Below are 22,058 nucleotides of genomic sequence, written 5' to 3'. Positions count from 1 at the left end.
GGTCCCGGCCGGCTCAGCCGAGCCGGCCGACGAGCAGGGCGCCGGCGGTCCAGACGCCGATCGCGGTGCCCAGGCTGGTCAGGAAGAAGTTCACCAGGATCCTCGCGACCCGATTGCGCCACCAGCCGGTCCAGCGCGTCGTGTCGTCGCGCAGCTGCAGGAAGTCGGCATAGGTCGGGCGCCGCAGCCAGGCCTCGACCAGGGCGCTCACGGTGCCCGAGGCCAGCGCCGGATGCAGCGGCGTCAGCGGCGACGACACCGCGGCGGCGAGAATGCTCAGCGGGTGCCCGCCGGCCGCGAGGCAGCCGAGGGCGCCGCCGACCGCGGTGATCGCCGCCCAGAGCGCCACCAGTTCACCGGCGACCTCGATGCCTCCCTGGTGCCAGCCCCAGGCGAAACCGCCGACGAGGAAGGCCACCAGCACCAGCGTGAACCACGGCACCTTCGAGCCCTCGGGCACGTGCCGCAGCGCGTGCAGCAGCTCGGCCGGCGCCTCGTCGCCATCGCGCAGGTAGCCGGCGAGGCCCTTCAGATGGCCGGCACCGACGACCGCCAGCACCTCGCGGGCGCCGCCGGCACCGACTTCGCGCAGGCGCGCGGCCATGTAGCGGTCGCGCTCGGCGATGATCGTCTCGTACAGCTGCGGGCTGCCGGAGGCGAATTCCCCGAAGCTCGACTCGAGCACGTCGCCCTGCTTGAGCTTCTCGATCTCGTCGTCGGCGACTTCTTCGCTGTCGATCAGGCTCATCGCCAGGCCGGCCATCAGTTTCGAGCGGCCCCACCAGCCGAGCTTCGCGGATGCGCGCTTGAAGGTGATGCCGACGTCACGGTCGATCAGCGCCATGTGCAGGCCGTGTTCACCGGCACCGACGGCGGCTGCACGCAGTTCGGCGCCGGGCTCGACGCCGAGCTGCTCGGCGAGCCGGCGCTGGTAGGCGGCGAGGGCGAGGTTGGCCGCTACCAGGGCAACCTTGCCCTCGCGCAGCACCTGGACGATGTCGAGCCTGGCCAGCGCATCCGGGTCGGTCATCGCCCGGTGGCGCTGGGCATCGAGTTCAACCGCTACCGTGTCGTAACGGCCGCTGGCGACCTCGGCCTCGACCGCGTCGACACTGGCCTTCGACACGTGCGCGGTGCCGAGCAGGGTGTAGCGGACGCCGTCGCGCTCGACGATCAGGTGGGGCTGGTCGTGCAGGCCGGGCGAACCGGCGGGGACGGGCGTGTTCAATCGCGATACCGCCGCAGCAGGTCCTGGTAGGCGTCGATGCGGCGGTCGCGCAGGAACGGCCAGATGCGGCGCACGCGCTCGCTGCGCCGCAGGTCGACGTCGACGACCAGTACTTCCGCGGCGTCGGTGCCGGCCTCGGCGAGGAACTCGCCCTGCGGACCGAGCACGTGGCTGCTGCCCCAGAAGTCGATGCCGGACGCGCCCAGCGGCGAGGGCTCGTGGCCGATGCGGTTGCAGCTGAGCACCGGCAGGCCGTTGGCGACCGCGTGCCCGCGGTGGCTGAGGATCCAGGCATCGCGCTGGCGGCGCTTCTCGTCGTCGGCGTCGTCGGGATCCCAGCCGATCGCGGTGGGATAGAGCAGCAGTTCGGCGCCGGCCAGCGCCATCAGGCGTGCGCCTTCCGGATACCACTGGTCCCAGCACACGAGCACGCCGAGGCGGCCGACGCTGGTGTCGATCGGCTCGAAGCCGAGATCGCCGGGCGTGAAATAGAACTTCTCGTAGAAGCCCGGATCATCCGGGATGTGCATCTTGCGGTACTTGCCGGCGATCGAGCCGTCGGTTTCGAAGACCACGGCGGTGTTGTGGTACAGGCCGGCGGCGCGGCGCTCGAACAGCGACGACACGAGGACGACGCCGTGCTTCTTCGCCAGCGCGCCGAGGCGTTCGGTGCTCGGGCCGGGGATCGGCTCGGCGCGGTCGAACTCGTCGCAGTGCTCGTGCTGGCAGAAGTAGGCGCCGTTGTGCAGCTCCTGCAGCAGGACGAGCTTCGCGCCGCGTGCGGCGGCTTCGGCGACCCGGGTCTCGATGTTCGCCAGGTTCGCCCCGGTATCGCCGTGGTCGCGGTCCTGGACCAGGGCCACGCGGAGGATTCGTTCGCTCATGCCAGTGCGCCTTCGGGAAGTTGCATCGTCACGCAGTGCAGGCTGCCGTTCTGGCGGATCAGGGCCCGGCAGTCGATCGCGACCACCTCGCGCCCGGGAAAGGCGGCAGCAATCACGGCGGCGGCTGCGGCATCGGCGGCGTCGCCGTAGGCCGGCATCAGCACGGCGCCGTTGACGATCAGGAAATTGGCGTAGGACGCGGCGAGCCGGCGGCCGCCTTCGCGGATCGGCTGCGCCCACGGCAGCGGGAACAGGCGGTAGGGCCTGCCGTCGGCCGTGCGCAGCGCGGCGATTTCGGCGGCCATCGCCTGCAGCTCGGCGTGATGCGGATCCTGCGGGTCGTCGCAGGCCTGGAAGACGATCGCGTCGGGCGCGGCGAACCGGGCGAGGGTGTCGATGTGGGCGTCGGTGTCGTCGCCTTCGAGGTAGCCGTGTTCGAGCCAGAGCACACGCTGCTGACGAAGGGAGTCGCGCAGGGTCGCGGTGACGGTGGCGCGATCCAGGTCCGGATGGCGCTCGTGCAGGCAGCGCCAGGTGCTCAGCAGGGTGCCGGCGCCGTCGGTTTCGATGCCGCCGCCTTCGAGCGCGAAGTCGACCCGCTCGCGTTCGCCGCGCAGCAGGCCGGCGGCGTGCAGGCGGGCGACCAGCTGGTCGTCCTCGCCGGCCGCGAACTTGCCGCCCCAGGCGGTGAACTCGAAGTCCAGCACGCGGAAGCCTTCACCTTCGCGCAAGGTGATCGGGCCGGAGTCGCGCAGCCAGGTGTCGTCGTACGCGACCTCGAACCAGCGCACGCGCGCCGGATCGACGCCGGCAGCGGCGAGCAGGTCGGCGGCGCGACGGCGCAGGGCCGCATCCGCGACGCAGACCAGTACCGTCTGGAAGCGGGCGATCGCCGCGGCGAGGGCGACATACGTCGATTCGACTGCGGCCAGGTCGTCGGCCCAGTCGGTGCCTTCGTGCGGCCAAGCGATCAGAACGGCGGACTGGGATTCCCATTCCGCCGGGAAGCGAGGGCTTGCGGACATCGTGTTCCTACTGGACGGGGCGCGGCCCGACCTCTTCGGGGCTGGCCTTGCGCAGCACGGCGTCGACGACGTGGCTGTGCTCGAAGTACACCGAGAAGTCGGCGTAGTCCCAGCGGGTGATCGGCGGATTGAAGCGCGTCGAATTCGGGCCGGCGACCGGGGCGTGCTTGCGCGCCGGGGCGCCGAAGCGGGCCTCGACCTGGGCCATGGTGGTGCCGCGCGTCGGCAGGGTGAATGCCGGTTCGGCCTGGACGCGTTCGACGAGCAGGGTATCGCCGGACGCGGCGACCGGTGCCGCCTGCAGCAGCAGGACGCTGGCGAACGCCAGGGAAAGGGTCTGCACCTTCATGCTCCACCTCCTCGCTTCATCGGGTTGACGGGTTTGGCCGGGCATCATCGCAAAACCCGGCGCCGGCTGCGACCCGTCCGCCATGCTGCTGCGGGAACCGCGAAGGCGGCGTGCGCGGAAGCGCGATCGCCGGCTCCGGAAAAGCGAAACGCCGGCATTGGCCGGCGTTTCGGGGATCCTGCGATGGGCCGGCGCTCAGCGCTGGCGGGCCTTGAAACGCGGATTGGACTTGCAGATCACGAAGACCTTGCCGCGACGGCGAACGACCTTGCAGTCGCGATGGCGGGTCTTCGCCGACTTCAGGGACGAGAGCACTTTCATGGCGGATCCTTGGAATGGGTGAAGGGTGGGGCGGAAAGACGCGGGACTATACACCGTCCCGAATTGGCTTGCAATACAAGCCCTTGCCGTACCCGCGACTCAGGCCTCGTAGGCCTTCGTCAGGTTGTTCAGGTGGACACGCTCGGCGTCCCGCAGCAGCGGCGAGAGCAGCATCATCACCTGCACGATGCCCTGGCGGATCGCCGAGGCCTCGTCGCGGTCGCCGCGCACGCTGGCGTAGTTCAGCCAGAACGTGGCCAGGACCAGGATGTTGGTCGAGGTCGCTTCGACCTCCGCCGCCGAGGCACGCATGACCCCGGCCTGGACCAGGCCGCGGATGCCGCCGGTGCAGGTTTCGGTGGCCCGGCGCAGGATCCGGGCGAAACGCAGGCGCAGCCGGCGGTTGCGGCTGAGGATGTCGACGAGGTCGCGATACAGGAAGCGGTAGTCCCAGATGCACTCGAACACCAGGTGCAGCTGCAGCCAGATGTCCTCGAGGTCGCGCAGCCGGCCTTCCGGCGACGACAGCGCCGCATCCATGCGCTCCTCGTAGCGCTGGAACAGCTGCTCGATGATGTCGTCCTTGTTGCGGAAGTGGTAGTACAGGTTGCCCGGGCTGATCTCCAGCTCGTCGGCGATGTGGTTGGTCGTGACGTTCGGCTCGCCCTGCGAGTTGAACATCGTCAGGGCGCAGTCGAGGATGCGCTGGCGTGTGTCCCTGGCCATTCCCCGCGGCTCAACCCCGCAGCTTGGCGACGAGGTCGATGTACCGGCGCATCGCTTCCTCGGAACCCGTGCCGGCCAGCTTGGCCCAGGCGTCGTACTTGGCGGTGCCGACGAAGTCGAAGAACCCCGGTTTCGGGCCCGACACGTCACCTTCCGAACCCTGCTTGTAGAGCGCGTACAGCCGCAGCATCGTGTCGTTGTCCGGGCGTTCGGACAGGTTCATGACATCCTGCGCGGCCTGCTGGAAGCGGGCCTTGAGATCGTCGGCCATCGGCTGATTCCCCTGTTGCGAAGCAGCGGTGATAGCACGCGTCACCGGGGTGGTCAACGCGGTGTTTGTCAGCGTTCGCGCGCTCTGGCAACGTACACCGGGGCGACCGGCAATGGCCGGTCCGGCATGGGGGACGTGATGAGCTATTTCGTGACCGGCGCGACCGGATTCATCGGCCGCTTCCTGGTGGCCAACCTGCTCGACAAGCGCAAGGGTCAGGTGTACGTGCTCGTGCGCAAGGGCTCGGAAGCCAAGCTCGAGGCGATCGCCGCGAAGATGGGCTGGGACCGCAAGCGGATCGTTCCGGTCCACGGCGACCTCGGCAAGCCGAAACTCGGCATCGGCGCGGCGCAGATGAAGACGCTGACCGGCAAGGTGAAGCATTTTTTCCACCTGGCGGCGATCTACGACCTGACCGCGGACGCGGCGACCCAGCAACTGGCGAACATCGACGGCACCCGGCACGCGATCGAGGCGGCCGCGGCGATGAAGGCCGGCTGCTTCCACCACACCAGTTCGATCGCCGCCGCCGGGCTGTACCCGGGCGTGTTCCGCGAGGACATGTTCGAGGAGGCCGAGGGCCTCAAGGATCCCTACCTGCGGACCAAGCACGAATCCGAGGGGATCGTGCGCAAGGAATGCAAGGTGCCGTTCCGCATCTATCGCCCTTCGATGGTCATCGGCCATTCGAAAACCGGCGAGATGGACAAGACCGACGGTCCGTACTTCCTGTTCACCCTGATCAAGAAGATGCGCAAGGCGCTGCCGCAATGGATGCCGACGCTCGGCATCGAGGGCGGCCGCATCAACTGCGTGCCGGTCGACTTCGTCGCCGACGCGATGGACCACATCGCCCACAAGCGCGGGCTCGACGGCCAGACCTTCCACCTGGTCGATCCGCAGCCGATGCGCTTCGGCGAGCTGATGAACACCTTCTGCCGCGCCGCCCATGCGCCCGAGATGACGATGCGCATCGACGCCCGCATGCTGGCGGTGGTGCCGCCGGCGGTGCGCGGGGCGGTGGCCAACCTGCCGCCGGTCAAGCGCTTCACCAACATGGTGCTGCGCGACCTGAAGCTGCCGCCGCAGACGCTGAGCTTCATCACCTATCCGACCCGCTTCGACACCCGCAATGCCGAGCGGGCGCTGAAGGGATCGAAGATCGCGCTGCCGGACCTGGAGACCTACGCCTGGCGGGTCTGGGACTACTGGGAGCGCCATCTCGATCCCGACCTGTTCGTCGACCGCACCCTGCGCGGCCACGTCGCCGGCAAGGTCGTGCTGATCACCGGCGGCTCCTCGGGCATCGGCAAGGCGACCGCGATCAAGGTCGCCGAGGCCGGGGCGAAGGTCATCATCGTCGCCCGCGGCGAGCAGGAGCTGTTCGCGACCCGCGACGAGATCCTGGCCGCCGGCGGCAAGTGCTGGGCCTACACCGCCGACCTGACCGACATGGCGAGCTGCGACGAGCTGGTGCGCACCGTGCTCGGCGAACACAAGGTCGTCGACATCCTGGTCAACAACGCCGGCCGTTCGATCCGCCGCTCTGTGGAGCTGAGCTACGACCGCTTCCACGACTTCGAGCGCACGATGCAGCTGAACTATTTCGGCTGCCTGCGCCTGATCCTGGGCTTCCTGCCGGAGATGACCAAGCGGCGCCGCGGCCACATCATCAACATCAGTTCGATCGGCGTGCTCGCCAGTTCGGCGCGCTTCTCGGCCTATGTCGCGTCGAAGGCGGCGCTGGACGCGTTCAGCCGCTGCGCCCAGGCCGAGTTCAGCGGCAAGAACATCGCCTTCACCACGGTCAACATGCCGCTGGTGAAGACGCCGATGATCGCGCCGACCAAGATGTACGAATCGGTGCCGACGCTGACGCCGGAAGAAGCGGCCGACCTGGTGGTCAAGGCGATCATCGAGCGGCCGAGCCGCGTCGCCACCCGCATGGGCATCTTCGCGGCCACGCTCAATGCGCTGGCGCCGAAGGCCTACGAGGTCATCCAGAACACCGCGTTCGAGATGTTCCCGGACTCGGCCGCGGCCAAGGGTGACCGCAAGGCGATGCGCGACGAGAGTCCGACCAACGAGCAGGTGGCGTTCGCGGCGCTGATGCGCGGCGTGCACTGGTGAGTGACGGGCCGCCCTCCTGGGCGCCTCGGTGCTGACAAGGCATCGCGCCTGAAGGCGCTCCTACGGCGGTATCGATCGCGCCTGAAGGCGCTCCTACGGCGGTATCGATCGCGCCTGAAGGCGCTCCTACGGACGGTGATCGCCGCGCCTGAGGGCGCTCCTGCGGGGATCGCGGCGGCGTCGCCGCTGCGGTCATTGGCACTGACGCCAGCGTACCGGCGTGCGGCCACCGTCGCTGGCCGGCGGCTCGAGCTGCAGGCGGGTGTAGCGCAGCTCCTCGTACTGGGTGAGGATCGCGCAGGCCTCGTTGACGAGGCCGAGGTCGATGCCGTCGGCATGGGTCATCGTGACGACGAGCGTCGACGCCGTCGACCACACGGCACTGTCGGCTTCCTCCAGTGTCGTGACGGCGCTGGCCGCGGCGAGGCGGCGCTGCAGCCGCTCCTCGTCGCTCAGCCGGTTGACGGCTTCCAGCTCCTCGAGCGCGGCGCTTGCCTGTTCGGCCGGCGACAGCGGCGCGGCTACGGCCGGCGCCGTGTCTTCGATCGCCGGGCCGGTGATCGGGGCCACCGGCGGCGCCGCTTCCTCGGCGCCCAGCGTGCCGGCGACGAAGACGAGGATGCCGAGCGCGACACTGGCGAAGACACCGGCGCGCTGTCCGCGGCGGATATGACCGGCGGCCTGGTCGCGGATCGCCTCGACCATGGCCGCCGGCGCGAACGGCTCCATCTGCGGCCAGAGGGCGCGGCCGTCGATCAGCTCGATGCCGAAGCGGCGGGCGATGTCGCGGGCGAAGCCTTCGGCGCTGCCGAGCGTCACCAGCATGCCGCTGTTGGCGCCCGCGAGCTGGACCGCATTGGCGAAGTCGCGCACGTTCGCCTCGCCGAGGCGGTAGGCAGTGCCGTGCTTGTAGCTCATCAGCACCCGTTCGCTGCCCTTGTCGAGCAGGAATTCGGTGCCGCCGTCACCCGGCTGGCGGCTGGCGGGCGCCTCACGGTAACCCTTGGATTCGAGCGCCTGCAGGACCAGACCCGCGCACTCGCGCCACTTCATGCCGGCGAGGGCGGCGATGCCGGCCTGGGTTTCGGCCAGCCGCCGGCGATGGACGCCGAACCACCAGCCGCTGACCCCGAGGGCGATGACGGTGACGACGAGGGCGACCAGCAGCGGACTGAATCCGAACATCCAGGGGACTCCGGGTGGAGGCGAAATGGGCCGTCAAGGATAACGCGGAACGCCGGCGCGGGCGGCGGGGATGGAAACGCAACGCCCGGCACGGGGCCGGGCGTCGAACGGTCAAAGGCGCCCGCCAGCCGGAACCGCAGGGGAGGGAGCGGCGGTTCCGGAACTGGCTGGCGGACGTGAAATCAGTCGCCGGCGGCCGGCGTGACCGGGGTCGGCGCCGACGGCAGGGTCGGCTTGCGCGCGGCGGCCGGGCGCGCCTTCTTCGCGGCCGACTTGCGGGTGGCCGCCTTCTTCGCGACCGGCGCGGCAGCGCCCTTCTTCGCCGCAGCCTTGCGCGGCGCGGCCTTCTTCGCGGCCTCGGCCGGCTTGCGGCTGGCGGCACGACGCGCACGGGCGGTCTTCGCCGGCTTCGCCGGGCTCCTGGTCGGGGCGCCACCGAGGCGGCGCAGTGCGGCGGTGAGGTCGTCGACGCGCTCGGCGAGGCCACCGAGGTCTTCGCGGCCCGGCACGCCGAGACGTGTCAGCGCGCGCTGCACGCGGTCCTCGAACACCTTCTCGAGGCGGTCCCAGGTATCGACGGCACGCTCGCGCACGACACCGACGCGATCCTCGACCGCATCCCGCACGGCGTCGACGCGGCCGGTGGCGAGCTTGCGGGTGGACTGCTCGATCGACATGCCTTCGCGCACCAGCGCCTCGAACAGCTTCGAGCCTTCGCCCTGGGCGCGGTTGAACGCGCCGATGCCGGCCATCCAGATCTGCTGCGCGGATTCGACGATCGAGCGCGACATCTGCTCGGCCTTCGCCTGCAGGTCGGCGCCCGCCTTCGGGGCGGTGGACGCACGCGACCGCGCGTTCTTCTTCAGTTTGGCCATCGTGGTTCGACTCCGTTGTGCAACCAGGGCGGACAGCGCCGCATGGCCGGCAATCTGCGTGCCGGGACTAGAGCATTCACACCAGCCTGTCAGGCCGACGTGAGGTCCCGGCGATGTCGCGCTGCAGCACGGGCGCGCCGGCGGCGGGCGTGCAGCACCGCCTCGACGTCGTCCAGGGCCCGCTGCAGCTTCGCCGTGGTCTCGGTGCGCCGGGGCGGACGGCCGATGCCGTCGAGGATCGACGCGTGCGGGTCGTCGAGGACCTCGTCGCGCAGCGACAGCCCGTGCCGCGCCAGCACCGGCGCGAGCTCCGTGCGGCGCCGGCGCAGGTCGGCGAGGGTTGCGCGGAAGGCATGTTCGCAGACGCGCTGGCGGCTGGAATAGCTGAAGACATTGGTGAAGAACATCTCGCCGTCGTCCTCGTTCGGTTCGAACACCAGCTGGTCGACGTCCGGATACTGGCGCGCGTACTTGTCGAGGCCGACCCGCATCCGCGACTGCAGCAGGGTGCGGAAGGTCTGCGACAGCACCACCGGCAGGCCGCCCTCGGCGAGCTTGTCGAGACCCTCGGGTGGCCGGCCGCCACGGCTGGCATTGAACGGCACGAAGGGGTTGATGCCCAGCATCAGGTCGACGCCGTGGTCGAGCACGACCGAGGCGTGCATCGTCCGCCGCAGCGCGCCGTCGACGAAGTGGTGGCCGCGGATGTCCACCGGCGGGTAGAGGCCGGGCAGCGCGGAACTGGCCTGCACCGCCAGCGAGATCGGCACGTCGTCCCAGCCGGGGCCGCCGAAGCGCACGGCAGCGCCGCTGTCGAGGTCGACCGCGACGACCGTGAGCTTCGCGCCGAGCTCGCGGAAGTCGTTGCTGCGGCCGCGGATCGTGAACACCTTGCGCAGGAATTCCTCGATGCCGCGGTTGTCGAACAGGCCGGTCGGGATCACGCCGCCGAAACGCCCGACGACTTCGCTCAGGCGGGCGCCGCTCGGGTCGGTGACCAGGTCCTTCCACCAGTCGAAGGCGATCCGCGGCAGCGCCGAGGCGCGACGGAAATACTCGAGGAAGGCCGGGCGCAGGAAGATCTCGGGGCGGAAGCGCACCTCGTCGCTGTCGCCGGTGATGAAGATCCGGCACATGCCGGCGGTGTCGAGCCGGTTGGCGAGGCCGGCGGCGAGGAAGGCGCCGGAACTGACGCCGACGTAGACCTCGAGCCGTGTCAGGTCGAGTCCCTCGACCGCGCGGTCGAGGGCGCGCAGGGCGCCGAGTTCGTACATGCCGCCGATCGGGCCGCCGCCGGCGATCGCCAGGCCGATGCGTCCCTCGCTGCGCGGCCGGCGCTTCCGGGCGGGCTGAAGAACCAGCATGCTAGGGCGACTCCCGTTAGAGGCGCGGCGATTGTATCCGCCGGACCGGACCCCACAAGAGAGCAATGGATCACGATTCCCCGATCCCAGGGCAGCGCCGGCGATGAGTTCGCCCGAACTGCGGCAAAGGCTGGCGCGGCGGCTGGCCTGGCAGGCCGAGGTCAACGACCCGGTGCGGCAGCCGCGCAACCGCCTGCCGACGCTGGCGCCGCTGCGCGCCTGGCAGACCCGCCGGCTGACGGAAGGCTTCGCCGATTTCCTCGACCACCCACGCATGCGCCCGGCGGCCGAGTTCTTCCTCACCGACCTCTACGGCGAGCGCGATTTCAGCGCCCGCGACCGCGATGTCGCGCGGATCATGCCGCTGATGTCGCGGCTGCTGCCGGAGGCGCTGCTGGTGGCCGCGGCCGATGCGATCGAACTGGCCGTGCTCAGCCACGCCTTCGACCTGAAGATGGCGGCGGCCCTGGCACGACGGCCGAAGCCGCGGGCGCCGATCACGCTCGCCGACTACGGTGACGCCTACCGGGAAACCGGCTGTCCGCGCCTGCGCGCGCACCAGATCGACCTGATCCTCGGCGTCGGGCGGATCCTCGACGCGGCGGTGAAGAAGCACGGGGTGTTCCGGCTGCTGCGGGCGTCGCGCCTGCCGGCGCGGGCCGCCGGACTCGGCGAGCTGCAGGGATTCCTCGAGCGGGGCTTCGCCGCGTTCGCCGAACTCGGCGACGCCGACGCCTTCCTCGAGGCGATCGGCGAGCGCGAGCGGCAGGCGTCGGCGCGGCTGTTCGCCGGCCATCCGGATCCGTTCGCGGGCGCCAGCGGCGTCGCCGCGCCGGCGAAACGCCGGCGCTAGCCGAACTCGCGGTCGAGGTACTGGTGGATCTCGCGTTCGATCGGCCCGCGGATGGCCATCAGCAGGAAGCCGAGGGTCGCGGTGACGTGCACTTCCTTCGCGGTGACGGCGATGTGGCCGTCGACGCCGCTGCGCGAGAATTCCATCGTGTCGCCGTTCCAGCCGTATTCCACGTCGAACTTGGCGGCGATGTGCTCGGCGACGCGCTCGATCGCCGCGCGGGCGTCCTTCAGCGATCGCGAATGCGGACGGCGGATGTCGATGTCGGCCATGGTTCCTCCCGGGAAGCCCCCATTCTGCGCGGCTTCGCGTTTCCGACCAAGCGTTGCGGCGCGTGAGGCCGTGCTAGATTCCGCGACGGGGGAGGGCACCGGATGCAGTTGACGTTTCCCGACGGCGAACACGAGAGCGTGGCCTTGCGCGGCGAGGTCACCGTCGGCGGCCGCGCCGGCAACGTGATTTGCCTGCCTGCGGCGGGACTCGCGCCGCTGCACGCGAGTTTCCTCGCGGATCGCCGTGGCCTGTGGCTGCGCGTGCCGGCAGGGGTGAAAGGCGTGCACGTCAATGCCCGCCCGGTACAGCGCCTGGCACTGCTGCGGCCCGGCGACCTGGTCTGCCTCGACCGCCTGCGGGTGGTGATCAAGGGTGACGACGAGCCGGCGATCGAACGCGGCATCCCGGCCAGCGCGCCGCCGGCGATGACCGATGCCAATCGCGTATCGGCCTCGCGGGTGATCCTGCGCGGGCTGTCCGGCGTGCATTTCGGCCGTGCCTACACCCTGACCGAACCGCGGGCGATCGGCCGGCAATCCGGAGCCGACATCCGCCTCGACGACCCGGCGGTCGCCGAGAAGCATGCGGTGATCGAACTCCATGGCGACCGCGTGGTGCTGCGTGCCGCCGGCAAGAACGCCACGCTGGTGAACGGCTTCCCGGTGGTCGATGCGGTGCTGTCGCCCGGTGACCAGATCGCGATCGAACAGCACCGCTTCGTCGTCGAGGCGCCCGGGCTGCCGGGGCGTGGCCAGGAGGGCGATCAGCGCCCGGCGATGCCGACCCATACGCAGACGATCAAGGCGGTGAAGATGCCGACACCGGTGTCCGATCGTGGCGCTGCGCCCGAACCGGCACCGCCGCGCGATCCGCATTCGCTGTGGTGGCTGATCTGCGCGGCCTTCGTGCTGGCGGTCGCGCTCACCTGGCTGCTGCTCTACGCCCCGCGCGGCTGAGCCCGGGGTACCGGCGCCGGCCGGCGCAGGCGCCAGAACAGCCGCAGGCCGAGCAGCAGCGCCAGCACCGCCGCGTAGGCCAGCGGTTCGCGCAGGTCGGATTTCACCAGCCAGAAGAAGTGCAGCACCGCCAGCACCGCGACCGCGTACACCAGCCGGTGCAACTGGCCCCAGCGGCGGCCCAGCCGGCGCATCCAGCCGCGGGTGGAGGTCAGCGCCAGCGGCACCAGCAGCAGCCACGCGGCGAAACCGACGGTGATGAAGGGGCGCTCGACGATGTCCTCGAATACCTGCGCCCAGTAACCGCCGAGGTCCAGCACCACATAGGTCGCCAGATGCAGGCTGGCATAGGCGAACGCGTACAGCCCGAGCAGGCGGCGGAAGCGCAGCGGCCACGTCGCGCCGGTGAGCCGGCGCAGGGGTGTCATCGTCAGGCTGGCCAGCAGGAAACGCAGTGCCCAGTCGCCGGTCGCATGGGTGATGGCCTGCACCGGGTCGGCGCCCAGCGTCGCCGCGGCCAGGCCGACACCGGCCAGCGGATCACTGCCGCGGATGTCGACCAGGGCGCCGCGCAGCAACTGCGCCAGGGGCAACAGCGCGAGCAGATGCGCTGCCGTCTTCAGCGCGAACCAGCGCACGTCGAGGCGACCCGCGCGGGAGGCTCGCCCGTTCAGAACCACCGCCGCAGGTCCATGCCCGCGTACAGCGCGGCGACCTGTTCGCCATAGCCGTTGAAGGGCAGGGTCGGAATGCGGCGGGCGAACAGCTTGCTGCCGTCGCCGGCGATCCGCCGTTCACTGCGCTGGCTCCAGCGCGGATGGTCGACGTCCGGGTTCACGTTCGAATAGAAGCCGTATTCGGAAGGCTGGGCCATGTTCCAGCTGGTCGGCGGCATCGTCTCGGTGAATTCGATGCGGACGATCGACTTGACGCTCTTGAAGCCGTACTTCCACGGCACCACCAGGCGCAGCGGCGCGCCGTTCTGGTTCGGCAGCGGCTTGCCGTAGACGCCGGTGGCGAGCAGGGTCAGCGGGTGCATCGCCTCGTCGATGCGCAGGCCCTCCCGATAGGGCCAGTCGAGGGCCGGATAGCGCAGGCCCGGCATCTGAGCCCGGTCGGCGAGGGTCGTGAAGGCGACGTACTTCGCCCGCGACGTCGGCTGGAAACGCTGCAGCACCGCCGCCAGCGGAATGCCCTGCCACGGAATCACCATCGACCAGCCCTCGACGCAGCGCAGCCGGTAGATCCGCTCCTCGGCGACATGCGGCGAGAGCAGGTCCTCGAGCGCGAACGTGCCGGTGAGACCGGCTTCACCGGCGACCTCCACCGACCACGGCGCCGGGCGCAGCGTGTGCGCGTTGCGCGCCGGATCGTCCTTGCCGGTGCCGAATTCGTAGAAGTTGTTGTAGCCGGTGACGTCCGCGAACGAGGTCAGGGCGTCGCTGTCGTCGGCGGCGGTGGGCACCGGACCGGGCGGCGCCGCGTCGCCGTCGGCCCGCGCGCAGGCCGACAGCAGCAGCATCGGACTCGCGAGGCCGAGGCCGAGCAGGCGCCGGCGCGACCGCCACACGATTTCGGGGGTGATCTCGGAAGCGGGGATGCGCGGCGGTTCGAATCGGGACATCGCGGACTCCTGCGTCATGCGCGGCCACGTCGGTCGCTATACTCCGGTTCGGCTGAATCACCGGGAAAAGGGATGCGCCTCGCCGAGGCCTTCGAGTCGTCGGAAAGCATCGTCGCGGTGTTGCGCGCGAGTGACGGCGCGTTCCTCGGCGTCAATGCCGCGTTCGAGCGTAGCACCGGCTGGCGGCGCGAGCAGGTGATCGGCCGGTTACCGCTGGAGCTCGGCATCTGGCCGGATCCGGACACCCGTGCGCACCTCTGGAGCCACCTGCGCGCGGGCCGCCGGGTGGTGCGCCTGCCGCTGCTGTTCGGCCGCCCCGACGGCCAGACCCGGCCGGCCGAGATCAGCGTCGAATTCGCCGACGACGACGGCGACCGGGTGGTGTTCTGCCTTGTCCACCTGCTGCCGGAAGAGACCGAGATCCCGCCGGCGGAACGCGACCACACCCTTTACCGCTCGCTCTATCTGGCCGCCTCGGAAGGCATCTACCGGAGCCTGCCGCAAGGCGGCTTCCTCGACGTCAACCCGGCGCTGGCGCGCCTGCTCGGGCACGAGTCGCCCTCGCAGCTGCTGGCCGAGCGCGGGCGCGACCTCGCGGCGATCTACGTCGACCCCGACATGCTGCCGCGCATGCACGCGAAACTGCGCGACGGTGGCCGGGTCGAGGGCTGGCGCGCCCAGATGCGCCGCCGCGACGGCAGCGTGATCTGGGTCAGCGAAAACGCCCGCGCCATCCGCGATGCCGAAGGCCGCATCCTCTTCCACGAGGGATCGGTGATCGACATCACCGCCCAGGTCGAGGCCGAGGAGGCCTTGCGGCAGTCGCAGGCGCTCTACAAGGTGCTGGTCGAGAACAGCCGCGACGGCGTCTTCCTGATCCAGCACGGCAGGGTGCTGTTCGCGAACGAGGCGATGGCACGCACGCTCGCCTGGCCGGTCGAGCAGCTGATCGGCATGGAGTACATGCGCCTGATCGACCCGTCCGACCTCGCCGCGCAGGCCAACCGGCGCGCCCAGCGCGAGGCCGGCTCGCGCGACCCGCAGGTCTACGAGGTGCACCTGCGCCGCGGCGACGGCCAGCGCATCCTCTGCGAAGTGCGCGCGGACGCGGTCGAGTACCGCGGCGACATCGCCTCGACCGGCACCCTGCGCGACGTCACCGAGGACCGCCGCCGGCAGCGCGCGGTGGCCGAGGCCGAGCGCCGATACCGCGAACTGTTCGAGACCTCGCCGGCCGGCCTGTTCCGTGCCGGCCTCGACGGCCGGATCATGGAAGTGAATCCCGAGCTGGCGCGCATCCTCGGCTACGACGATGCCGAACAGCTCAAGGCCGGACTCGGCGACATCCTGCAGGTGTTCGCCGATGCGGCCGAGCGCGACCGGCTCGTGCAGGGTGCCCTGCGCCGCGGCCACGTGAACCAGTCCGAGACCCGGGTGCGCTGCCGCGACGGCAGCCTGAAGTGGGTCAACGCCAGCGCCCTGCTGATCCGCGACGAAGCCGGTAATCCCCAGCACTTCACCGGTTCGGTGCTCGACATCGACGAGCGCCACGCGATCCAGCTGGCACTGCAGCAGTCCGAGGCGAAGTACCGCACGCTGGTGGAGAACAGCCAGGTCGGCGTCTTCATCATGGACGGCGACCGCTACACCTATGCCAACCAGGCGTTCGCGCGGATGCTCGGCTACGGCGAGGGCGGGCTCGTCGGGGTCGATTACCGCCGGATCATGGCGCCGGATTCGATCGCGCAATCCGAGCGCCGCGACCGCGCCCGCCGCGCCGGCGAGCCGGTGGCGCCGGACTTCGAAACCACGCTGATCCACCAGGACGGCCACCGGGTGCAGGCCCGCGTCAGCATCGGCCCGGTCCAGATCGACGGCCGCGAACACCTCACCGGCACCGTGCTGGACGTGACCCGCCAGCGCGAGGCGGAGGAGCGCCTGCGCTTCCACGCGACCCACGATCCGCTGACCGGCCTGCCGAACCGGATGCTGTTCAACCAGCGCCTCGCCGAGGCGATGCATTCGGCGCGCCGCAACGACCGCGGCGACTATGCGGTGCTGTTCCTCGACCTGGACGGATTCAAGTGGGTCAACGACAGCCTCGGCCACGGCGCCGGCGACCGCCTGCTCGTGGAGATCGCCCGCCGGCTCGAGGACAACCTGCTGCGTGACGTGCTGATCGCCCGCTACGGCGGCGACGAGTTCACCCTGCTGCCGGACGGTCCCTGCGACCACGACCGCGCGGTCGACATCGCCAGGCGGGTGCTGAAACTGTTCGAGCAGCCCTTCGACATCGCCGGCCAGCAGGTGTTCTCGGCGGCGAGCCTCGGCATCGTGATCGGCCGCCGCGAATACGAATCGCCGGACCAGGTGCTGCGCGATGCCGACACCGCGATGTACCGGGCGAAGGCGGCCGGCAAGTCCGGCTTCGTGATTTTCGACGAGGGCATGCACCAGCAGGCGCAGAGCCGGCTGCAGCTGGAGACCGACTTCCGGCTGGCCTTCGAGCGCGGCGAGTTCGAGCTGTACTACCAGCCGATCGTCGAGCTGAAGGGCGGTCGCCTCGCCGGCGCCGAGGCGCTGGTGCGCTGGCGGCATCCGGTGCGCGGCCTGCTGCTGCCGGGCGAGTTCCTCGCCGTCGCCGAGGAAACCGGCCTGATCGTCGACCTGGACGCCTGGGCGCTGCGCGAGGCCTGCCGCCGGCTCGCCGACTGGCGCGAGCGCTTCCCGGACCGCGGTGCGCTGAGCATGAACGTCAATGTCGACGAACGGCAGATGGTGTCGCCGGAGATCGTCGAGGAAGTGTTCTCGCTGCTGCAGAAGCACCGGCTGCCGCCGGCTTCGCTGCGGCTCGAGGTCACCGAGACGGCTTTCCGCGCCGGCCGCACCCAGGCCGAACAGCGGCTGCTGGCGCTCAAGGCGCTCGGTGTCGGTCTGGTCGTCGACGATTTCGGCACGGGCTACTCGTCGCTGGAGTCCTTCGCCGCCTCGCCTTTCGACGCGCTGAAGATGGACCAGGTGTTCATCCGCGATGTCGAGACCAATCCGCGCCACCGCGCGATCGTGCGCACGATCACCGCGTTCGCCGACGAGCTCGGACTGGCGCTGACCGCCGAAGGCATCGAGACCCCGGGCCAGCGCGCCCTGCTCGAGAAGGTCGGCTGCCAGTACGGCCAGGGTTTCCTGTTCTCGCGGGCGCTGCCGGCGGAGCAATTCGAGCAATTGCTCGCCGAGCCGTCGCGCATCGTCGGTTGAGCGGCGCGCTCGCCGCGTGCCAGTCTTTCCCCACTATCCGGAGTATCCATGTCGCGTGCCTACAACTTCAGCGCCGGCCCGGCCGCGCTGCCCGAATCCGTCCTGCGCCAGGTGCAGGAGGAAATGCTCGAATGGCAGGGCGAACGCGCCTCCGTGATGGAGGTCAGCCACCGCGGCAAGGCCTTCGTCGAATGCGCGGCGGCCGCCGAGCGCGACCTGCGCGAGCTGATGGCGATTCCGGACGACTACCACGTGCTCTTCCTGCAGGGCGGCGCGACCACGCTGGCCGCGCTGCTGCCGATGAACCTCGCCGGTGCCGACGCCACCGCCGACTACGTGCTGACCGGTCACTGGGGCGAGAAAGCGCTCGACAACGCCAGGCCGCTGCTGCGCACGAACATCGCCGCGAGCGGCAAGGCCGGCGGCTACGTCGACATTCCGCCGGTCGGCGAATGGCAGCTCACCCCGGGCGCGGCGTTCGTGCACTACACCCCGAACGAGACGATCCACGGCATCGAGTTCCGCGACATTCCGGACGTCGGCGACGTGCCGCTGGTCGCCGACGTGTCGTCGAACTTCATGTCGGCTCCGATCGACGTCTCCCGCTTCGGCGTGCTCTACGGCGGCGCCCAGAAGAACCTCGGCCCGTCCGGTCTGGCGATCGCGATCGTGCGCAAGGACCTGCTCGGCCGCCACGGCCGCGCGTTGCCACCGATCTTCGAGCTGCAGAACCAGGCGAAGAACGATTCGATGTTCAACACCCCGCCGACCTTCGCCTGGTACGTGCTCGGGCTGGTGCTGAAGTGGGCCAGGGAGCAGGGCGGCACCGCCGCGATCGGCGAGCGCAACCGCCGCAAGGCGGAGCTGCTCTATTCGGCGATCGACGGCTCCGGCGGCTATTACCGCAATGCGGTGGCGCCGGCGGCCCGCTCGTGGATGAACGTGCCGTTCTTCCTGCCCGACGCCGCGCTCGACAAGCCCTTCCTGCAGGAGGCCGAAGCGGCGGGGCTGCTCGGCCTGAAGGGACACCGCGCGGTCGGTGGCATGCGTGCCTCGATCTACAACGCGATGCCGGAGGCGGGCGTGCAGGCGCTGGTCGATTTCATGGCCGATTTCGCCCGACGCCACGGCTGACGATGGCCACCCGTCGACCGCCGCGCTCTAAGGCCACGCCGCCGCCGGTACCGGCGGCGCCGGTGCTGGTGGAGGTCCGCGAGCGCATCGACGCGATCGACCGCCAGATCCAGGCGCTGATCGCCGAGCGCGCCCGCTGGGCGCACCAGGTCGGCAAGGCCAAGGGGCCGCTGAAGGCGGCCGTCGATTACTACCGTCCCGAGCGCGAGGCGCAGGTGCTGCGCCAGGTGCTCGACCGCAACGACGGCCCGCTCAGCGACGAAGTCCTGCTGCGCGTCTTCCGCGAGATCATGTCCGCCTGCCTGGCCCAGCAGGAGCCGCTGAAAGTCGGCTACCTCGGCCCCGAGGGGACGTTCTCGCAGCAGGCGATGCAGAAGCATTTCGGCCACTCGGCCAAAGGCCTGCCGCTGGCGAGCATCGAGGAGGTGTTCCAGGAGGTCGAGGCCGGGCATGCCGATTTCGGCGTCGTGCCGGTCGAGAACTCGGGGCAGGGCACGATCCAGTCCACGCTCGACATGTTCCTGGCCTCGCCGCTGAAGATCTGCGGCGAGGTCGAACTGGCGGTGCACCAGCACCTGCTGTCGCGCAGCGGCCGGCTCGAGGACATCGAGCGGGTCTATTCGCATCCGATGTCGCTCGCGCAGTGCAAGGCCTGGCTGCGCCAGCACCTGCCGAAGGCGGAAAAGATCCCGGTCGCCAGCAATGCCGAGGCGGCGCGCCGTGCCCGCGGCGCCGACGACGCGGCCGCGATCGCCGGCGAGAACGCCGGCCACGTCTATGGCCTGAAGACCGTCGCCGGCCCGATCGAGGACCGCCCCGACAACGCCACGCGCTTCCTCGTGCTCGGCCGCGAACTGTTCCCCGGCAGCGGCCACGACCGGACCTCGCTGCTGGTCTACGTGCGCGACCAGCCCGGGGCGCTGTACGCGGTGCTGAGCCCGTTCGCGCGCCACGGCGTCAGCATGAACCGCATCGAGTCGCGGCCGTCGCACACCGGCCGCTGGCAGTACGCGTTCTTCATCGACGTCAGCGGCCATGTCGAGGACGCCGCCGTGGCCAGCGCCCTGGCCGAACTCGGTGAATACGCCGCCGACGTGCGTGTGCTCGGCGCCTATCCGGTGGCCCTGCTTTGACCAGGCTTTCCGCGCAGGACGAAGCCGCCTACGCCGCGCTCGCCCAGCCAGGGGTCCGCGGTCTGTGCGCCTACGACCCCGGGCTGGACCTGGTCGCGCTGCGGCGCGGCTGGCCGGCCGGCGAACTGGTCGAACTCGGCTCCAACGAAAACAGCCTCGGTCCGAGCCCGGCAGCCCTGGCCGCGTTCGCGGCTGCCGCCGGCGACCTGCACCGTTACCCGGATCCGCTCGGCGGCACCCTGAGGGGCGCGCTGGCGGCGCACCACGGCGTCGCGCGCGCCGGCATCGTGCTCGGCAACGGCTCGCACGAACTGCTGATGCAGCTGGCGCAGGTTTTCGCCGGACCGGGGCAGGAGGTGGTCGCCTCCCGCTTCGGTTTCGCGGTGTATGCGCTGGCCGCGCAGGCGGCGGGCGCGACCCTGCGCCAGGCCGAGGCGCTGCCCGTCGCCGCGGCGATGCCGCGCGGTCACGACCTCGACGCGCTGGCGGCGGCGATCGGACCGGAGACCCGTCTGGTCTACCTCGCCAATCCGAACAACCCGACCGGTACCTGGTTCGGCACCGGGGCGCTGGCGGACTTCCTGGCCAGGGTGCCGCCGCGGGTGCTGGTGGTCGTCGACGAGGCCTATCTGGAATACGTCACCGATCCGGCGCTGCGTTCCGCGGTCGAACTGCTGCCGGAGTTCCCGAACCTGGTCGTGACCCGCACGTTCTCGAAGGCCTACGGCCTGGCCGGCCTGCGCGTCGGCTACCTGCTGGCGGCGCCTGGCCTGGCCGCGGTGATGGAGCGGGTGCGCGAGTCGTTCAACGTCAACGGGCCGGGGCTCGCCGCCTGCGCCGCGGCGCTGGCCGACCAGGCGCATGTCGCGCGGGTTCGCGCGTCCAATGCCGGCGAGCGCGAGGCACTGGCCGACGCGCTGCGGGCCCGGGCGCTGGCGGTGACGCCTTCCCAGGGCAATTTCCTGCTGGTCGACTTCGGCCGCGACGCCGCCCCGCTCGCCGGGGCGCTGGTCGCGGCGGGCGTGGTGCCGCGGCCGATGGCGGGCTACGGGCTGCCGACCTGCCTGCGCCTGAGCGTCGGCCGCCGCGACGAGAACCGGCGGCTGCTGCAGGCGCTCGACGCGGCCCTCGGGGGATCGCGATGAGCGGCCCCCGCCTCGACTGGGCCGCCGGCCCGGGACGGCCGCTGCGCGGCGAGTTGCGGGTCCCCGGCGACAAGTCGGTGTCGCATCGGGCAGTGATGCTGGCGGCGCTCGCCGACGGCGTCTCGCAGGTGCACGGCTTCCTCGAAGGCGAAGACACCCGCGCGACCGCGGCGATCCTGCAGCGGCTCGGCGTGCGCATCGAGGCCCCGGAAGCCAGCGAGCGCATCGTGCACGGCGTCGGCCTGCACGGCCTGGCTGGCGCCGACGGTCCGCTCGACTGCGGCAATGCCGGCACCGGCATGCGCCTGCTCGCCGGCCTGCTGGCAGGCCAGGATTTCGCGAGCACGCTCGTCGGCGACGCCTCGCTGTCGAAGCGGCCGATGAACCGGGTGATCGATCCGCTGAGCCGGATGGGCGCCCGCATCGACGCCGCCGCGGGCGGCCTGCCGCCGCTGCGAATCCACGCGAAGAATGTGCTGCAAGGCATTGATTATGCGACGCCAGTGGCCAGCGCCCAGGTGAAATCGGCGGTGCTGCTCGCCGGGCTCTATGCCGAAGGCGTCACCCGCGTCCGGGAGCCGCATCCGACTCGCGATTACACCGAGCGGATGCTGCATGCCTTCGGCTGGCCGGTCGCGTTCGCTCCCGGCGAAGCGGCACTCGAGGGCCGCCACCGCCTGCGCGCGACCACCATCGCGGTGCCGGCGGACTTCTCCTCGGCGGCCTTCTTCCTGGTCGCCGCCAGCGTGGTTCCGGGCTCGCAACTCTGCCTGCGCCGGGTCGGCATGAATCCGCGCCGCACCGGCCTGCTGCAGGCGCTGCGCCTGATGGGTGCCGACATCCGCGAGGAGAACCCGGGCGAGGAGGGCGGCGAGCCGGTGGCCGACCTCGTCGTGCGGGCGGCCGCGCTGCGCGGCATCGCGGTGCCGGAGGCGCTGGTGCCGGACATGATCGACGAGTTCCCGGCGCTGTTCGTCGCCGCGGCGCTGGCCGAGGGCGAAACGGTCGTCACCGGCGCCGCCGAGCTGCGCGTGAAGGAATCCGATCGCATCGCGGTGATGGCGACGGCGCTGCGCCGGCTCGGCGCCCGCGTCGACGAAAGCCCGGACGGTGCGGTGATCCACGGTGGGCGCCTGCACGGCGGCGAGGTCGATGCCGTCGGCGACCACCGGATCGCGATGAGCCTCGCGGTCGCCGCCCAGTGCGCCGGCGGCGAGGTGCTGATCGCCGACTGCGCGAACGTCGCCACGTCCTTCCCCGGGTTCGAGGGGCTGGCGGCGGAAGTGGGACTGGGTCTGCAGCGGCGGCCCCCGGCCGTCGGCTAGAC

General features: G+C 70.8%; 21 protein-coding genes. 8 read left to right on the top strand and 13 right to left on the bottom strand.

The features are described from left to right. Positions 1-13 precede the first annotated feature (13 nt). The 7 genes from K311_RS0103155 to K311_RS0103125 all read right to left on the bottom strand — a co-directional run bounded on the left by K311_RS0103155 (position 14) and on the right by K311_RS0103125 (position 4,804). The gene (locus tag K311_RS0103155) at positions 14-1,228 is read right to left on the bottom strand and encodes a TraB/GumN family protein (protein ID WP_026816112.1); all 1,215 of its coding nucleotides are present in this window, start codon (positions 1,226-1,228) and stop codon (positions 14-16) included. Then, a complete protein-coding gene (locus K311_RS0103150) occupies positions 1,225-2,112 on the bottom strand; it encodes a carbon-nitrogen hydrolase (protein WP_026816111.1) in 888 nt (295 codons plus the stop codon). Before K311_RS0103150 ends, K311_RS0103155 begins: the two co-directional genes overlap by 4 nt. Continuing rightward, positions 2,109-3,137: an agmatine deiminase family protein gene (locus K311_RS0103145; protein ID WP_026816110.1), complete on the bottom strand. Its 1,029-nt coding sequence runs from the start codon at positions 3,135-3,137 to the stop codon at positions 2,109-2,111. The genes K311_RS0103150 and K311_RS0103145 overlap by 4 nt, the downstream gene beginning before the upstream one ends. Before the next feature lie 7 nt (positions 3,138-3,144). Continuing rightward, on the bottom strand, positions 3,145-3,486 hold the full coding sequence (locus tag K311_RS0103140; RefSeq protein WP_026816109.1) for a hypothetical protein: 342 nt from the start codon (positions 3,484-3,486) through the stop codon (positions 3,145-3,147). Between the two features lie 195 nt (positions 3,487-3,681). Beyond that, a complete protein-coding gene (ykgO, locus tag K311_RS0103135) occupies positions 3,682-3,807 on the bottom strand; it encodes a type B 50S ribosomal protein L36 (RefSeq protein ID WP_005913193.1) in 126 nt (41 codons plus the stop codon). Between the two features lie 99 nt (positions 3,808-3,906). Then, positions 3,907-4,533 (bottom strand): TetR/AcrR family transcriptional regulator, encoded by a 627-nt coding sequence (locus K311_RS0103130; protein ID WP_026816108.1) that lies wholly within the window; start codon positions 4,531-4,533, stop codon positions 3,907-3,909. A 10-nt stretch (positions 4,534-4,543) separates the two neighbouring features. Then, positions 4,544-4,804 carry an acyl-CoA-binding protein gene (locus K311_RS0103125; RefSeq protein ID WP_026816107.1) on the bottom strand — a complete coding sequence of 87 codons (261 nt, stop codon included), beginning with the start codon at positions 4,802-4,804 and terminating at the stop codon, positions 4,544-4,546. A gap of 138 nt (positions 4,805-4,942) precedes the next feature. Here K311_RS0103125 and K311_RS0103120 point away from each other — a divergent pair, with 138 nt between their 5' ends. Further along, positions 4,943-6,934 (top strand): SDR family oxidoreductase, encoded by a 1,992-nt coding sequence (locus K311_RS0103120; RefSeq protein WP_026816106.1) that lies wholly within the window; start codon positions 4,943-4,945, stop codon positions 6,932-6,934. A 192-nt stretch (positions 6,935-7,126) separates the two neighbouring features. On the opposite strand, the gene K311_RS0103115 is transcribed toward K311_RS0103120, so the two are convergent. The 3 genes from K311_RS0103115 to K311_RS0103105 form a co-directional block, all read right to left on the bottom strand. Then, on the bottom strand, positions 7,127-8,119 hold the full coding sequence (locus tag K311_RS0103115) for a restriction endonuclease (protein WP_026816105.1): 993 nt from the start codon (positions 8,117-8,119) through the stop codon (positions 7,127-7,129). Between the two features lie 182 nt (positions 8,120-8,301). Next, positions 8,302-8,994 (bottom strand): phasin family protein, encoded by a 693-nt coding sequence (locus K311_RS15045; protein WP_051239419.1) that lies wholly within the window; start codon positions 8,992-8,994, stop codon positions 8,302-8,304. 89 nt (positions 8,995-9,083) lie between these two features. Next, on the bottom strand, positions 9,084-10,358 hold the full coding sequence (locus K311_RS0103105) for a patatin-like phospholipase family protein (RefSeq protein WP_043798556.1): 1,275 nt from the start codon (positions 10,356-10,358) through the stop codon (positions 9,084-9,086). Positions 10,359-10,461: 103 nt separating this feature from the next. Here K311_RS0103105 and K311_RS15040 point away from each other — a divergent pair, with 103 nt between their 5' ends. After that, on the top strand, positions 10,462-11,211 hold the full coding sequence (locus tag K311_RS15040) for a DUF8198 family protein (protein ID WP_051239418.1): 750 nt from the start codon (positions 10,462-10,464) through the stop codon (positions 11,209-11,211). Here K311_RS15040 and K311_RS0103095 read toward each other — a convergent pair. After that, positions 11,208-11,483: a polyhydroxyalkanoic acid system family protein gene (locus K311_RS0103095; RefSeq protein ID WP_026816103.1), complete on the bottom strand. Its 276-nt coding sequence runs from the start codon at positions 11,481-11,483 to the stop codon at positions 11,208-11,210. The genes K311_RS15040 and K311_RS0103095 overlap by 4 nt on opposite strands. 102 nt (positions 11,484-11,585) lie before the next feature. Here K311_RS0103095 and K311_RS0103090 point away from each other — a divergent pair, with 102 nt between their 5' ends. After that, positions 11,586-12,440: an FHA domain-containing protein gene (locus K311_RS0103090; protein ID WP_026816102.1), complete on the top strand. Its 855-nt coding sequence runs from the start codon at positions 11,586-11,588 to the stop codon at positions 12,438-12,440. Here K311_RS0103090 and K311_RS15035 read toward each other — a convergent pair. Further along, positions 12,422-13,078 (bottom strand): protein-methionine-sulfoxide reductase heme-binding subunit MsrQ, encoded by a 657-nt coding sequence (locus K311_RS15035; RefSeq protein WP_051239417.1) that lies wholly within the window; start codon positions 13,076-13,078, stop codon positions 12,422-12,424. The genes K311_RS0103090 and K311_RS15035 overlap by 19 nt on opposite strands. 32 nt (positions 13,079-13,110) lie before the next feature. Next, complete coding sequence (msrP, locus tag K311_RS0103080) at positions 13,111-14,064, bottom strand: protein-methionine-sulfoxide reductase catalytic subunit MsrP (protein WP_026816101.1); 954 nt, start codon at positions 14,062-14,064, stop codon at positions 13,111-13,113. Between the two features lie 72 nt (positions 14,065-14,136). Here msrP and K311_RS0103075 point away from each other — a divergent pair, with 72 nt between their 5' ends. The 5 genes from K311_RS0103075 to aroA are packed head-to-tail and all read left to right on the top strand — an operon-like array spanning position 14,137 to position 22,056. Next, on the top strand, positions 14,137-17,319 hold the full coding sequence (locus K311_RS0103075) for a bifunctional diguanylate cyclase/phosphodiesterase (protein WP_026816100.1): 3,183 nt from the start codon (positions 14,137-14,139) through the stop codon (positions 17,317-17,319). Positions 17,320-17,367: 48 nt separating this feature from the next. Next, positions 17,368-18,453 (top strand): 3-phosphoserine/phosphohydroxythreonine transaminase, encoded by a 1,086-nt coding sequence (gene serC / locus K311_RS0103070; RefSeq protein WP_026816099.1) that lies wholly within the window; start codon positions 17,368-17,370, stop codon positions 18,451-18,453. 2 nt (positions 18,454-18,455) lie between these two features. After that, complete coding sequence (pheA, locus tag K311_RS0103065) at positions 18,456-19,586, top strand: prephenate dehydratase (RefSeq protein ID WP_026816098.1); 1,131 nt, start codon at positions 18,456-18,458, stop codon at positions 19,584-19,586. Beyond that, a complete protein-coding gene (gene hisC, locus K311_RS0103060) occupies positions 19,583-20,731 on the top strand; it encodes a histidinol-phosphate transaminase (RefSeq protein WP_026816097.1) in 1,149 nt (382 codons plus the stop codon). The genes pheA and hisC overlap by 4 nt, the downstream gene beginning before the upstream one ends. Beyond that, on the top strand, positions 20,728-22,056 hold the full coding sequence (aroA, locus tag K311_RS0103055; protein ID WP_026816096.1) for a 3-phosphoshikimate 1-carboxyvinyltransferase: 1,329 nt from the start codon (positions 20,728-20,730) through the stop codon (positions 22,054-22,056). The genes hisC and aroA overlap by 4 nt, the downstream gene beginning before the upstream one ends. Positions 22,057-22,058: the final 2 nt, after the last annotated feature.

This window comes from Arenimonas composti TR7-09 = DSM 18010 (assembly GCF_000426365.1).
GTDB lineage: Bacteria > Pseudomonadota > Gammaproteobacteria > Xanthomonadales > Xanthomonadaceae > Arenimonas > Arenimonas composti.
The sequence above is the reverse complement of the archived record's forward strand: the minus strand, read 5'-3'. Positions and strand labels throughout refer to the sequence as shown.